We start from the raw sequence: 15,143 nt of genomic DNA, 5'->3' as shown, positions 1-15,143 counted from the left end.
TTATGAAAGCGGCAGTGTTGCAAGGGACAAAGCAACTTGAGGTATTGGATTGGACGTATCGATCACCAATTGCGAGAGAGGTAATCGTCAAGGTTAAAAGCTGTGGTATTTGTGGTACCGATCAACATATTTATCATGGTCATCCAGGTTCGGCTGAAGTCATACCGCCGATTGTCCTCGGTCATGAACTGGCTGGAGAAGTGGTGGAAGTTGGGGCTGAAGTATCGATACTCCAAAAAGGCGATCGTGTATCAATTGATCCGAACATCTATTGCGGAACTTGTCAGTATTGCCGCAGCAATCGAGCTCATTTGTGTAATCATCTCCAGGCCGTAGGGGTAACAAGAGATGGCGGTATGGGTGAATTTTGTTTGGTGCCAGAAGCCAATTGTTACAAGATTCCTGACCAAATGACGTTTGAAGAGGCTGCGCTTGTAGAGCCTTTAGGCTGTGTATTACATGGTTTTAAAAAGGTTCAATTATCCCCTTTAAGTAAGGTGCTCATTATTGGCGGCGGTTTTATTGGACAATTGTTTTTGCAATTGGTGAAACACCAAAATGTACAGTCGATTACCGTGAGTGAGCCTGCTGAAAATAAACGGGAGCTTCTCTATCAGCTGGGTGCAGATGAAGTAGTTCATCCAATTAATGCTTCTAATCTGGAAGCAGATGTTGTGATTGAATGTGTGGGCAAACCGGAGAGTATGGAGCTGGCTGTTAAATCTGCAGCAAAGGGCGGCCAAGTGTTACTGTTTGGAGTAGCTGCACCTGAAACGCTTATTTCTGTTTCGCCTTTTGAAATTTTTTCTAAAGAACTTACCATCAAGGGCTCGTTCGTGAATCCTTTTACACACGATGAAGCTATTTCGTTAATAGCAAAAAAAGTGGTGGATGTTGGGCATCTCATTTCTCATCGTTTTACAATTGAAGAGCTGCCTGAAGCAATGGCTGGATTCGTTAATCTTAAAGTTTCAAAAGCAGTCATTAACCACTAGATGTTGCAGTATTTGCCGGTCCCCTTTGGCCGGATCTGCTGCAAAAGGAGAACACAAGGATGTATCAAATATTTAAGTCTTTTTCTACGGAATTGAAGTTTTATTTACTGATGAATGCCTTTTTTGGCTTCGGAACAGCCTTATCAAGTATTTTCCAAAGTGTATTTTTGTGGAAACTTGATAAAACGTATTCATTGCTAGCCTATTATAGTTTGTATTGGTCGATCGCCATAATCTTTTGCTTTGGACTTTGTGCATGGGTGGCGCGGAAAACGAGCCCTATGATTACAATGCGCCTAGGGTTTGTCTTTTATCTGATTACGTATCTAATTATGCTTATTTTTCATGACACATTACGTGAGCATATCCTATTGTTAGGACTTTCAAATGGGTTGGCGATGAGCCTTTATTATGTTGGCGTACATATGGCCGTATTAGATTTAACAACAAATGATAAGCGGGACCAATTTTTATATGTACAAGGAATCTTATTTACTATCGGAGGGGTCATCGCGCCGATTCTGTCAGGGATTATCATCTCGCAATTCGAGGGTATGAAGGGTTATTATGTCGTTTTTATTGGTACATGTCTATTCTTTTTTATTTCCTTTTTAACCTCTTTAAAAGTGAAGGGACATCCCATTACAACAAACAGTTATTTTTGGGATGTCATAAAGAATCCATCACGGGAATGGAAGAAGATGTATAAGATCATGTTAGCCGATGGAATTGTATCGGGTGTGTATGGGACCTTTTTAGTCACAATGATAACATACAGAGTAGCTGGTGGAGAGTTGAGCCTAGGAGTTTATAATACGGCAGTTGAGCTTGTGGCCATTGCTACATTTTATGTGCTTGCTAAGTTTTCTAATCCAAAATATCGTCTCGTGATTTATGCGATCGGTTCGGTAAGTTTATTTTTGAGCTCTGTTTTGATATCAGTCCTGCCTGTTCTTATTTCGTTGATTATTTTTGGCATTGTTTCACCTGTAGCCTGGAATATGAATACCACTTCGATGAATGCCATGATTTATGAGGCAATTGAGAAGGACCCCAAGTACAAGGAGAAGCGCTTAGACTATATCATTATTCGTGAAATTCCATTAGGGGTTGGAAGAATCATTGGTGTATTTTTGTTTTTAGCTATGAGAAAATACTTTGATATAGAACAGCTTTTACCTATATCGTTTAGTCTTTTTCCGTTCGTATATGTCATCATGATTCCACCATTATATGCTATTTGGAGAAAATCGAAAGAAGGTTCAATGCTTAGTTCTAATAAGACTTAGATATTGGGGGGATTTTTTTATGTTGGGTGCCATTGAAGCAGGCGGGACAAAGTTCGTTTGCGCAGTCGGTGATGAAAAGGGAACGATTATCGAGCGGATTCAAATTCCCACAACTGTACCAGAGGAAACGATTCCGAAGGTGATTGAATTTTTTAAGCAATATCCGATTAAAGCCATGGGGGTAGGTTCATTCGGTCCTATCGATGTCATTAAGGAAAGTCCTACATACGGATCTATCACATCTACTCCCAAGCTGGGCTGGAGAGATTTTCCGTTTGTGAATAAATTACAAGAGGCTTTTTCTGTTCCGATTGGATTCAATACGGATGTGAATGCGGCAGCTTTGGGAGAAGCTAAATTCGGTGCGGCGAAAGGTTTGGACAGCTGCTTGTACATCACGGTTGGTACCGGGATTGGCGCTGGAGCGATTGTGCAGGGGAAACTCCTTCAAGGGCTGTCTCACCCAGAAATGGGGCATATCCTTGTAAGACGCCATCCAAATGACGAGTATCAAGGGAAGTGTCCTTATCATCACGACTGCTTAGAGGGTCTCGCTGCCGGTCCAGCGATTGAAGCCCGTTGGGGGACGAAAGGTGACCAGCTTGTTGAGCGGTTGGAAGTTTGGGATTTGGAGGGTTATTATCTTGCCCAAGCATTGATGCAATTTATTTTGATCCTTTCGCCCAAAAAAATCATCCTTGGCGGAGGAGTGATGAAGCAGCAACAAGTGTTTACTTCGCTTAATAGGTATCTGAAGGAATTTTTAAATGAATATGTCTCTTTGCCAGAGCTAACTGATTATATTGTGAGTCCTGGTTTAGGTGATAATGCGGGAATTACGGGAGCTTTAATGCTTGCTTATCAAGCGTTTCAAGAGGAATTTATAGATTAATTATTTCTGGAGGGATTTTTGTGCAGCCACTATTTTTAAAGCCTGTTTTTAAAGAGAGAATTTGGGGCGGAACCGCCTTAAAAAAAGAATTTGGATATGAGATTCCATCAGACAGTACAGGGGAATGCTGGGCGATTTCCGCTCATCCGAATGGTCCTTCCGTCATTGAAAACGGACAATATGCGGGAATGACATTGGATAATCTATGGCGTGAGCATCAAGAACTTTTTGGGAATCCGAAGGAAGAGGTTTTTCCACTGTTGACCAAGATTTTGGATGCCAATATGGATTTATCGGTGCAGGTTCATCCTGATGATGCCTATGCTAAGGTAAATGAAAACGGCGAGCTGGGAAAGACGGAGTGCTGGTATATTATTGATTGTAAAAAAGATGCTGATATGATTTTCGGTCATAATGCTAAAACAAAGGAAGAATTAATCCAGCAGATTAATGAGGGAAAATGGAACGAATTGCTGCGCCGTGTGAAGATTAAGCCGGGAGACTTCTTCTTTGTGCCAAGCGGAACAATCCATGCCCTATGTGAAGGAACGCTGGTATTAGAAACTCAGCAAAGCTCGGACACTACTTACCGTGTGTATGATTATGACCGCAGGGATGCTGAAGGAAATTTACGTGATCTTCATTTAGACAAAGCGATTGAGGTAACCACAGTGCCGCATCATGATGCGATGAGCACTCCGCGAATGGTGGAGCACGAAAATACCGCCATTACCACTTTTGTAGAATCCGAGTTTTTCTCTGTTTATAAATGGGATATCTACGGGAAGGCTTCGTTTGCATTTAATGAGCAATATTTACTTTTCAGCGTTATTAAGGGCCAAGGCTCACTCTCTCATAATGGTGAGAAGTATGAATTAGGGAAAGGAACCCACTTTATTATTCCTGTTGGATTTGGCGATTTTGAAATAGATGGAGAATGCGAAATCATTGTTTCGCATACGTAAGAGGAGTCCGCGGGGACGGTTGAACCGTCCCTGTGGAGTTATTCCTCATATATCATTTTCCGTGTCATACCACCATCAATAACAAGGTTAATCCCTGTTACAAAGTCATTCTCTTTTGCTGTTAAATAAAGACAGGCTCGTGCAATATCATCTGGCCTACCTACACGCTTTGATAAATTATGAATAATCCCCTGTTTCTATCCAGCCAGGGGAAATAGCATTTACCGTTATCCTATCATCAATTAATCAAGCGGCGAGCGCATGGGTGATGGCAAGGATTCCACCTTTTGTGGCAGCATAAGATTCTGAATTGGGCTCTGACATGATGGCTCTTGTGGAGGCCCTGCGGAGTCATTTTAAAAAAGACGCATTTCGACGTTCTTTTTACAGATTCAATGGAATAAAACCAGGAATGGAAGGGCTATAGCACGAAAACATGGATATGAATCGATTTATGCAGACTTGCTACTAATAATTTTGTCTAGAAATTCTTTGAACATTTTCAGAAAATAGAACAATATTCCCCAGAAAAATGACTCCATTCTTTCTAACTAACAGAATTCTACCTACTTTCCCTTTTTTCAACATTACACAAACGTTTAATTAAAACTGCCTTCTGAAAATCTTACCCATTGAGAACCTAAAGGCCCGATTAGCTCCTATCAGCTAGTCGGGCCTTTTCACGCGCTAAACTTCCGATTGCCCCCTTAAAGCCAGGAGAACCGTCCCCCCATAGACTGGAAAAACCTTAAGAATTATGGAAAAACTAAATCACCTTTTGTGCATTCGTTGACGGAGCAATCTGCTCAGAATAAGATGGGAAAAAATGAGTCAAATGGGAATGACTGACGGAAAAACATCATCGAAGGTAATTTTGGCAGCGCTATCATTCTATAGTCCCATAAGGGAAAGGGGAAGCATGCTTACTTAAGCTTCAATATAAAAAATAGATAGAGGGCGAGGAGAAACAGTGAAAAACGTGAAAAAGGGCTATTTGTGGCTGGTTTTCTTTTTGGGCATCTTGATTGTGGGGTTATCACCCAACACAAGCTATGCCAAACCGCCAGAATCATCTTATTGGTATCCCGAGCAATTATTGAATTGGACGCCTGAGAACGATCCGGATGCTGTGTTTAACCGCAGCCAAATTCCATTGGGCAAACGGGACGTGTTATACAAAGTCAATGACCATGCCCAGTCAGAAGCAAAGCTAGTGGCTTTATCTGCACTCAACCCCACTACGAGTGGTGTCCCTTCCCAAGGCGGGAAAGAGTTTTTAGCTAATACATTCAGTTATTGGCAATACGTTGACATCATGGTGTATTGGGCCGGTTCTTCCGGTGAAGGGATTATCGTGCCGCCAAGTGCGGACGTCATTGACGCAGCCCATAAAAACGGCGTACCGATTTTAGGAAACGTTTTCTTTCCGCCAACTGTATATGGAGGAAAGGTGGAGTGGTTGAACCAAATGCTGACCCAACGGGAGGACGGCTCCTTCCCAGCGGCGGACAAGCTTCTTGAGTCTGCACGCTATTACGGATTTGACGGCTGGTTTATTAATCAGGAAACCGAAGGTGGAGATGCCAAGACAGCTCAAAAAATGAAAGATTTCCTTGTCTATCTTCAGCAGCATAAGAGTGAAGGCATGCATATCATGTGGTACGATTCGATGACAAAGGACGGGAGGGTTAGCTGGCAAAATGCGTTGACCAATCAAAACAGCAGCTTCCTGCAGGACGGGGAAACACGTGTTTCTGACAGTATGTTTTTAAACTTCTGGTGGCGCAACCAGCAGTCTTCTGTTAACAAGGCTCAGGAAATTGACAGAAGCCCGTATGATTTGTTTACCGGGATTGATGTGGAAGCAAATGGGACAAGCACCAACGTTCCTTGGGAGGGTATCTTCTCTGAGGGTAAAGCACCATTAACTTCTTTAGGCATTTATCGTCCGGACTGGGCCTTTAAAACGGCTAGCACCATGGAGGAGTTTTATCAGAAGGAAAATGAATTTTGGGTAGGAAAGTCCAAAAACCCTGCAGCAACCAGCAATAACGGGGCATGGAAAGGGATGGCCCACTATTTTACGGCAAAAACCGCGATCGAGGAGCTTCCTTTTGTGACTCACTTTAATACAGGAAGCGGCAAGTTTTTCGCTACAGATGGAACGACGGTAAGCAATCAGTCCTGGAATAACCGCAGTCTCCAGGATATCCTCCCGACCTGGCGCTGGCTGAAAGAGGGCGGGCAGGCTGTAGACGTCGATTTCGATTGGGATACGGCCTATTACGGCGGCAGCTCGTTAAAACTATCAGGAACAATTGAGGCTGACAATCCCACACATATCAAGCTTTATAAAACCAATTTGCCGATCCAAAAGGATACGGAAATCTCGCTGACATACAAAACAGATTTGAAAAAGCCTAATATGAAATTGGGAGTAAGCTTTACTGACAAACCCGACCAATTTGTGTTCTTTGATGTGAAAAAACTAACGGATCAACCGTGGACTACTGATTCATTCAAACTAAAAAAATACAGCGGTAAAAACATCGCAGCCATCTCGCTTTTGGTTGAAAGCGACCAGGAAGTGAAAGATTTTACGACCAATATCGGAGAAATCAAGGTTTATAACAAACAGGAAAAACACAATTCTATCCAAGCTCCAAACGATGCAAAGGTAAATAAAATCGAGTTTAATAAAGGAATCTATGCGGACGTTGCGCTTGCATGGAAGCCGTCTGATTCCGATGTAAGCCACTATGAAATTTACCGCAAGCTGCCGAACAATGAAAAAGAGCTTGTTGGTGCTACCCCTAATAAGGTGTATTACCTATCAAATCTAAAGAGAAGCGGCAAAGAAAGCAGCACCACATTGGAAATTGTTGCGGTGAACAAAGAGTTCAAACGCAGCGAGCCGACAGCAGTTACGTTCGATTGGCCGCCATATCCTAAGCCGGAGGCAGATTTCGGTGCCGATCAAACGGTAGCGGCTCCAGGGCAGAAAATTCATTTTCTTAATCGTTCATCAGAAGTAACAGAAGAAGTGGAATGGCACTTTGAAGGTGGAACTCCAGCAGTGAGTAATGAGGAAAATCCGGTCGTCACCTATCAAAAAGAGGGCGTCTACACGGTTACCCTGATTGCGAAAAACAGCGAGGGTGAAAGTGTCCTGACAAAAGAAGCGATGATTACCATTTCTGAAGCAGCCAAGGACATTAAAAATGTGGCATTGAATAAGACCGCGATCGCCAGCGGACAATGTGCTCCGACTGAAGCAGCGAAGTATGCGTTCGATGGCAAAGACAACAGTAAATGGTGCGCATTGGGGAATGCTCCTCATTGGCTGCAGGTGGATCTGGGCGACCAGTTTGCCCTTTCCAAGTTTGTCATTCGCCATGCACAAGCGGGCGGGGAACCGCAAGCCTTTAACACCCAGGCATTTAGGATTGAAGTAAGCACGGATGGAGTCAATTGGACAGAAGCTGTTAAGGTGACCGATAATACAGCAGCGGTTTCAGAACACAGCATCGCGTTAACAAACGCGCGCTACGTCCGTTTGTGGATTGACAAACCAACCCAAGGCGGCGATACGGCTGCGAGGATATTTGAATTTGAAGTCCATGGATTTCTGAATCCATAACCATGACCATGTGGCCATGGGGACGGTTCCGCTGGCCTTTTTCCAGGTGAACAATTGGCGAAAGCCATGAGAACCGTCCCGGTGGCTCATTAACTAGATTAAGAGGAGGAGCAAGATGAGGAGAAATAGAAGCAAGTTGTTCGGCCGCATTTTATCTGTATCGGCGGCTTTCATGTTACTCGGTTCACTAGGTGTCCCTGAGGCAAAAGCTGCTGTTAATGGGGACGGGACGGACGTCGTTAATGAAAATTATGCGGACAGGCTCAGTCTAAAGCCGCTGGCTCCGGCCTTCAGGGTGGAAACACTTCTGAACTGGTTGCCGGAAAACGACCCGGATGCCGAAATAAACCGTGCCAGCGTTCCGTTAAACAAAAATCGCTTTAAAGGTTCCCAGGTTAATCCGCTGGCCAATCCTAAGGCTGGCATTACCTCTGCGGCGATTACGAACTGGAATCATGATGAGGCTAGCTCTGTCGGAAGCAATGATTTTAATGTATACGCTTTTGATAACTGGCAATTACTAGATTCCTATATTTACTGGTCAGGAACCAACGAAGGGATTTTTGCCATTCCTACACCGGATATCGTCGATGCCGCCCACCGTAATGGGGTGCCTGTTTATGCCACACTTGGTTTCCCATGGGGCAGATCAGCTGAGGGAGTCGCTGAAATCGAAAAGTTCACACAACAGAAACAGGATGGCAGTTTCCCTGTCGCCGACAAGATGATTGAGGTAGCGGAATACTTTGGTTTTGACGGCTATTTTTTCAATCAGGAAACGTCTGGTGTCAGCAAGGCTACTGCTGAACGCATGAATGAAATGATGCGCTATATAAAACGAAATTCAGACCTAAATGTCAGTTGGTATGACGCCCAAGACAATACGGGAGCCATCAACTATCAGGATTCCATCAACAGCAAAAATGACATGTATGTGAAACCGGCAGAAGATGGGAAATATGCTGTGGATGAGTTCTTCTTAAACTATAACTGGACAACCAGTAAGATTAACACCACCGTACAGACGATGAAAGGCCATAACCGCAGCCCGTTTGATGCCTATGCCGGTTTTGAAATTCAACAGAATTCTTATAATACCAAAATTAATACGGATGCACTGCTCGATGAAAAGAAACAGCCGAAAGTGTCGATTGCCCTTTATGCGCCAAACTCGACCATGGGATTAGCGGCTGATCCTGCTGACTTCCATGAAAAAGAAAGGAATTTATGGACAGGGCCGCAGGGCGATCCTACCCTTGCCGATGATTCGGCTGCTTGGAAAGGGATGGCGCGTTTTGTCACGGATGCATCTGTTATTCAGTCGAAGCCTTTTACCACAAACTTTAACAGCGGCCATGGAAAACAATACTTTGTGAACGGAAAAACTACCAGCAGCCTTGAGTGGAATAACCGTTCCATCCAAGATATCATGCCGACCTGGCGCTGGTGGATACGAGGCGAAGGCAGCAAAATCAAGGTTTCCTATGATTTTGATAAAGCCTATAACGGAGGCAATTCGCTGAAATTCAGCGGTGCGCTCGAAGCGGGTTCAGTCAATGACACGATGCTATACAGTTCCAAACTTCCGGTTACGGACACAACTAAGGTCCGTGTTGTTTATCAAAACCAATCGGGAGCGGATGTGTCATTGGGTGTGGCCTATAGTGAAGACTATGCACAAAGCAACATGAAATATTATCCGCTGCCTACGTCGGATGATGGCTGGCAAACAGCGGTTGTCGACCTTGGAAAGGATGCCGGGAAAACAGCCTATGCGCTAAGTCTGAAAGTCAACAACGTTGAAAAAATGGAAAACTACTCGATTCATTTAGGGGAGCTGTCCGTCTATGATGCCGCCGCCGCCGCCCTCACCAAACCTGCTGACGTGAAAATTTTAGAAAAGATGCCGAAAACAGCCTTTGAGGCGGAAGCCCGCCTAAGCTGGTCCGAGCAGAAGAATGTCTTGCATTATGAGGTTTATCAGGAGAATGCGGATGGTGTAGAAACACTATTGGGCGTAACACCGAATAACTATTTCTATACACCAAATATTACGAGAACGATTGAAAATGCTTCAGCCGATAACATCACGAAACTGAAAGTGGTGCCGGTTAATCAGGATTATGTACGCGGTCAAGCCGCCACCATTTCTTTTGATTGGGGTATGGGAACGGATGCAACAGAGATCGAGAAAAACCCTACTTCGCCGAATGTGGCGTTAAAGGCCAAGGTAACCTCTGTCTCCGCAGAAAATGCGGCAGAACCGGCCTCTAAAGCACTGGACGGAACAGCCTTCGCAAATAGTAAGTGGTGCGCAACCAATATGAAAACCGGTTATATGACGATTGATATTGGTGAGGAGAAAACCATCCGCCGCTGGCGTGTGGAGCATGCAGAATTTGGCGGGGAAGCCAATAACATGAACACCGTGGATTTTGAGCTGCTTTATAAAAATCAAAGCGGCCAATGGATCAGCGCCAAACGGATTACTGATAATACGAAAGCTGTGACAGATGTGGTGTTAGATCAGCCTGTTACGGCAAGGGAATTCAAACTGCAGATTTATAATAGCGGTACTTCCCCTTGGGGTGCTATCCGTATCTATGATTGGCAGATGTTTGAAAGTGCTGCCTTGCCGAGAACAGAAAATGTGATGATGCATTTTGTTAAGGCGGAAAACAACGCAGGAGCTGAAGATAAGGTAACGATTGAAAGAGTGAAAAAAGGCCAAACGGTTCGATTATATAAGTCCTTGGATGCTAAGGATATTCTGGCAGAAAAGAAGGCTGACCAAGACGGACCGATTGCCTTTGAACAGCTGGATTTCGGTTCTGAGGCTGGAAGAATCTATTATACCGTCCAGCAGGAGGATGAAAGAGAAAGCCTAAGGTATAGTGCCGCTTACTTGGATGAAAAGGTAACGGAAGTCATTCGTCAAATCCATGCTCTTCCTGATGTGGATCAATTGACGTTAGCTGATAAGCATCGTGTCAACGACTGCAAAGTGGCCTACAACAAGCTTCATCCAACCTTAAGAAGCCAGGTTACAAACTATGACCGTCTAGTTCAGTTAATGGATCGGATGGAGGAATTAAAAAAGGATTTTAATAATGGAAATTAAATAAGAGAAGGGGGCAGACCTCATTGCAGGAAAGCAATGAGGTCTGCCCCCATTTTTCATGAACTATTTTTAGATACACTGTAAAATCCATAGGACTTACTAGCAATCTATTGCTCGAAAATCCTGGCTTGTTAAAATGAAATCAAAGAAAATGATAGCGTTTTCGCAAAACTGAAATAAAGGAAAGCGGGTAAGATTCAATGAAAAAAACAGCACATATTATCTCCCATTCCCACTGGGACAGGGAATGGTACTTGCCTTTTGAACAGCACCGTTACTATTTTATAAAGCTGATGAATGATTTGATAGACCAGTTCAAAAAAGAAGGAAATGCCTTTGAAGCGTTCCATCTCGATGGCCAGACTGTTCTTTTGGAGGATTATTTTGCGGTGCATCCGGAAAACCGGGAGACTGTCAAACAATTAATCGAACAGAAGAAGCTGCATATCGGACCATGGTATGTGCTCCAAGATGCTTTTTTAACAAGCTCTGAAGCCAATGTCCGGAACCTGCAAATCGGTTTATATGATGCCAAAGCTTATGGGCATGTATCAAAAATTGGCTACTTTCCTGACACTTTCGGCATTTATGGGCAGGCGCCCCAGCTTTTAAAGCAAGCGGGGATTGATACGGCGGCCTTCGGAAGGGGCGTAAAACCGACCGGCTTTAATAACACGGTGTCGGATTCTCCTGATTATGAATCTCCTTATTCCGAGATGATCTGGAAATCACCGGACGGCTCGAATGTATTGGGCATTCTTTTTGCCAATTGGTACTCGAACGGAAATGAAATCCCGGTGGACGAAGCGGAAGCGAAGAAATTCTGGGATGTAAAGCTCCGCGATGCCGAAAAGTATGCGTCCACCAATCAGTTATTGTTTATGAATGGATGCGACCACCAGCCGCTGCAAAAACCGATTCCGCAGGCGATTGAAACGGCAGCTAGTTTATATCCTGATTACACCTTTAAGCATTCCAGTTTTGATGAATATACAGAAGCGTTAAAAGAAGCACTTCCTGAGAAGCTGCAGGTTATTGAAGGGGAATTGCGCAATCAGCGGACCGATGGCTGGTCAACGCTAGTCAATACCGCGTCCAGCCGGATTTATTTGAAGCAATGGAACAACCACTGTCAAACCCTTTTGGAAAAAATCGCCGAGCCGCTCGCGAGCATGGCCTTTTTAGCAGGCGGGTCTTACCCGAGGGAATATCTCCGCTTTATGTGGAAGTCATTGATGAAGAATCACCCGCATGACAGCATTTGCGGCTGCAGCGTGGATGAGGTGCACCGCGAAATGGTGACCCGCTTTGAAACGGTTTCGCAAATGGGAGAGGTGTTTGTATCGGAGCAGGCATCGGAGCTTGCCGGTAAAATTGATACATTGGGCGCACCGGAGGGCGGAATTCCTCTTGTTGTCATGAATACAACGGGGTGGAACAAAGACGAGGTCATAACGAAAACGGTCGATCTAGAAAAGGTGTATTTTTCCCAAATGCATTTTGAAGAAATTCCAATGTATTTACAGGATAAAGACATGCCGGCCTACAAGCTGGTCGATCAAGCCGGCAAGACCATTGAATGTCATCTGGAAAGCCCGGTGGTTGAGTTTGGCTATGATTTACCGGATGACAAATTCCGCCAGCCGTTTTTTGCTAAGCGGGCCAATCTTTCCTTCTTTGCAGAAAATGTACCGGCATTCGGCTACAGGACCTTCTATCTTATTCCGCAGGAACAGCCGGACGGGCAGCGTCCAGAACACGCGGCGGATGGCGGCATGGAAATGGAAAATGAATATGTTCACCTTCTGTTTCATGAGGATGGCACCTATGATTTAACGAATAAAACAACCGGCAGGACCTTCCATCGTCTCGGTATTTACGAGGATAAAGGGGATGTCGGGAATGAATATATGTTCAAGGAAGCAAAAGGACAGAAGCCGATTACGACAAAGGGTGTGCCGGCCGTATTTCGTTTCATTGAAAAATCACCGCTTCGAACCGAGCTTGAATTTACACACACCTTAACCATCCCGGTTTCAGCGGACGACCGATTAGCCATCGAACGGAACCGCTTGATTTGGCATAAGGAAAGAGAAGCAGGCAGATCGGACGAAACGACGACCATCACGCTGTGCACGGTTGCGACTCTCGAAAAAGGAATGAAGGGTCCGGCTTTCAAGCTGACCATTGACAATCAAGCAGCGGACCACCGCCTGCGTGTCCTTTTCCCGACAGGATTGCAGACGGAAACACACCAGGCCGACAGTATTTTCGAGATTGTGACACGTCCAAATACACCGGAAAAGGAATGGGAAAATCCAAGCTTCTGTCATCATCAGCAGCGCTTCGCCAGCATTAAGGGTGACGAGATGGGCTTAACCGTGGCCACGGACGGCCTTCAGGAATATGAAATCCTGCCAGCGGACGGAACGATTGCCCTCACCGTACTTCGTTCCGTTGCCGAGCTTGGCGACTGGGGCTACTTCCCGACACCGGAGGCCCAGTGCATCGGGATTCAAACAGCCGAGTGGCAAGTGCTCATGCATGAAAAAGATGTGATTGCATCAAACGCATTTGTGGAGGCTTATCAATATAAAGTTCCCCTTCAGGTTATTCAGACAAGCGCCCATGAAGGGTCCTTGCCGGCTGACCATCAGTTTGTGAACTGGGAGTCCGAAGGCCTTGCGTGGTCATCGATGAAAGTGGCGGAGGAATGTGATGACGTGATGATTCGCTGGTTTAATCCAGCGCCAACTAGTAAAAGTCTTACAGCAGCCATCCCCGCCCAGCCGGATTTTACATCTTACAAGAGTACGATACTTGAAGAACAAACCAATGATTCTAGCGATCAGTATGAAGTCGCTGGCTATGAAATTATCACACTAGGCTTTCAAAATAAGCGATAGGAGAGGGAAAGATGACAGCAGTAATTCCAGAATCGATGCAAAAATTGATCCAACATGTGAAGGAATGCTTTCCTGGGGACGAAAAATTACACCATATGTTCGAGCAATGCTTTGTTAATACGTATACCACGACGCTGAAAAAGCTGGAAGACGGAAAAACATTTGTCGTAACCGGCGACATTCCGGCGATGTGGTTAAGAGACTCAGCGGCACAAGTGCGCCCCTATTTGCTGGCTGCAGAGAAGGATGACGAGCTGGCCGAATTACTCGAAGGGGTGATTCGCCAGCAATTCGCCTTTATCCTGCATGACCCTTATGCCAATGCGTTTAATGAAACGGAAAATGGCAGGGGCCATCAGACCGATCTTACCGACATGACCCCCCATATTTGGGAACGGAAATACGAAATTGACTCGTTATGCTATCCAATTCAGCTTGCCTATCTGTTTTGGAAGTCTACCGGACGTACAGCTTATATAAAAGAAACGCTCCAAGAAGTGCTGGAGAAAATCATTCATGTTTGGAGAACGGAGCAGGATCATGAAAACAAGTCTCCTTACTGGTTTGAACGGGACGATGTGCGCCAGTCTGATACCTTAATCCGCGAAGGAAAAGGGGGGCGTGTGGTTCCGACCGGAATGACGTGGAGCGCCTTCCGCCCAAGTGATGATGCCTGCACATACGGATACCTGGTCCCGGCAAATATGTTTGCCGTTGTCGTGTTAGGGTATGCGGCGGAAATGTGTGAAGAGGTGTTAAAAGATTCTTCCTTAAAAGAAGAGTGCTTTAAGCTTCGTGAGGAAATCAGGCAGGGGATTGAACAATATGCGAAATTGGACCACCCGATCTACGGTGATATGTATGTCTATGAAACCGATGGGGAAGGCCGTGTAAATCTAATGGATGACGCCAATGTTCCAAGTTTGCTTGCGGCCCCGTATTTAGGGTACCAGCCATTTGATGATGCGACGTATCTCAATACACGAAAGTTCCTTTTGAGCAGGGATAATCCCTATTATTACGAGGGTAAATATGCCAATGGCATCGGCAGCCCGCATACGCCAGACCACTATATTTGGCATATTGCCTTGGCCATCCAGGGGATGACCGCGGTAAGCGAAGCGGAAAAACAGCAAATTTTGGCTTATTTTAAAAACACCGATGGCGGTACGAATTTTATGCACGAAGGCTTTAACGCCGATTGTCCGGAGGAATTTACTAGAGACTGGTTCGCGTGGGCCAACACGATGTTTAGTGAATTCGTGCTGAGTTTAACCGGTAAAGCCGTCAAAGGAAGTCCGCTTTATCATCATTTGCTGAAAAATAACTAGTTTA

General features: G+C 44.9%; 8 protein-coding genes and 1 pseudogene. 8 read left to right on the top strand and 1 reads right to left on the bottom strand.

The window, feature by feature from the left end; translation table 11 throughout:
* The first annotated feature begins 2 nt into the window (after positions 1-2).
* From ACIFOT_RS20885 to manA, 4 genes are read left to right on the top strand one after another with little or no spacing between them, the layout of a single operon-like run.
* A complete protein-coding gene (locus ACIFOT_RS20885) occupies positions 3-995 on the top strand; it encodes a zinc-dependent alcohol dehydrogenase family protein (RefSeq protein ID WP_430067288.1) in 993 nt (330 codons plus the stop codon).
* A gap of 59 nt (positions 996-1,054) precedes the next feature.
* Positions 1,055-2,284 carry an MFS transporter gene (locus ACIFOT_RS20880; protein ID WP_430067287.1) on the top strand — a complete coding sequence of 410 codons (1,230 nt, stop codon included), beginning with the start codon at positions 1,055-1,057 and terminating at the stop codon, positions 2,282-2,284.
* A gap of 19 nt (positions 2,285-2,303) precedes the next feature.
* Complete coding sequence (locus tag ACIFOT_RS20875; protein WP_430067285.1) at positions 2,304-3,176, top strand: ROK family protein; 873 nt, start codon at positions 2,304-2,306, stop codon at positions 3,174-3,176.
* Between the two features lie 20 nt (positions 3,177-3,196).
* Positions 3,197-4,141, top strand: a complete 945-nt coding sequence (gene manA, locus ACIFOT_RS20870; RefSeq protein ID WP_430067283.1) for a mannose-6-phosphate isomerase, class I — start codon at positions 3,197-3,199, stop codon at positions 4,139-4,141.
* 38 nt (positions 4,142-4,179) lie between these two features.
* Here the strand turns inward: manA and ACIFOT_RS20865 are convergent.
* Positions 4,180-4,483, bottom strand: a pseudogene (locus ACIFOT_RS20865) (SDR family oxidoreductase); the annotation flags it as partial.
* Positions 4,484-5,111: 628 nt separating this feature from the next.
* Here ACIFOT_RS20865 and ACIFOT_RS20860 point away from each other — a divergent pair.
* The 4 genes from ACIFOT_RS20860 to ACIFOT_RS20845 all read left to right on the top strand — a co-directional run bounded on the left by ACIFOT_RS20860 (position 5,112) and on the right by ACIFOT_RS20845 (position 15,139).
* Entirely contained in the window at positions 5,112-7,781 is a 2,670-nt protein-coding gene (locus ACIFOT_RS20860) for an endo-beta-N-acetylglucosaminidase (protein WP_430067281.1), read from the top strand.
* Positions 7,782-7,896: 115 nt separating this feature from the next.
* Positions 7,897-10,902, top strand: coding sequence for an endo-beta-N-acetylglucosaminidase (locus ACIFOT_RS20855; protein ID WP_430067279.1), 3,006 nt, complete (start codon positions 7,897-7,899; stop codon positions 10,900-10,902).
* Between the two features lie 200 nt (positions 10,903-11,102).
* A complete protein-coding gene (locus ACIFOT_RS20850) occupies positions 11,103-13,808 on the top strand; it encodes an alpha-mannosidase (protein WP_430067278.1) in 2,706 nt (901 codons plus the stop codon).
* 11 nt (positions 13,809-13,819) lie between these two features.
* On the top strand, positions 13,820-15,139 hold the full coding sequence (locus tag ACIFOT_RS20845) for a glycoside hydrolase family 125 protein (RefSeq protein WP_430067277.1): 1,320 nt from the start codon (positions 13,820-13,822) through the stop codon (positions 15,137-15,139).
* Positions 15,140-15,143 lie beyond the last annotated feature (4 nt).

Source organism: Neobacillus sp. NRS-1170 (assembly GCF_050468025.1).
The sequence above is the reverse complement of the archived record's forward strand: the minus strand, read 5'-3'. Positions and strand labels throughout refer to the sequence as shown.

What these genes read in the sequence shown, in the direction of transcription:
- ACIFOT_RS20875 (WP_430067285.1), top strand. Translation starts at nt 2,304, where the DNA reads ATGTTGGGTGCCATTGAAGCAGGCGGGACAAAGTTCGTTTGCGCAGTC.
- ACIFOT_RS20850 (WP_430067278.1), top strand. Translation starts at nt 11,103, where the DNA reads ATGAAAAAAACAGCACATATTATCTCCCATTCCCACTGGGACAGGGAA.
- ACIFOT_RS20845 (WP_430067277.1), top strand. Translation starts at nt 13,820, where the DNA reads ATGACAGCAGTAATTCCAGAATCGATGCAAAAATTGATCCAACATGTG.
- ACIFOT_RS20885 (WP_430067288.1), top strand. Translation starts at nt 3, where the DNA reads ATGAAAGCGGCAGTGTTGCAAGGGACAAAGCAACTTGAGGTATTGGAT.
- ACIFOT_RS20855 (WP_430067279.1), top strand. Translation starts at nt 7,897, where the DNA reads ATGAGGAGAAATAGAAGCAAGTTGTTCGGCCGCATTTTATCTGTATCG.
- ACIFOT_RS20880 (WP_430067287.1), top strand. Translation starts at nt 1,055, where the DNA reads ATGTATCAAATATTTAAGTCTTTTTCTACGGAATTGAAGTTTTATTTA.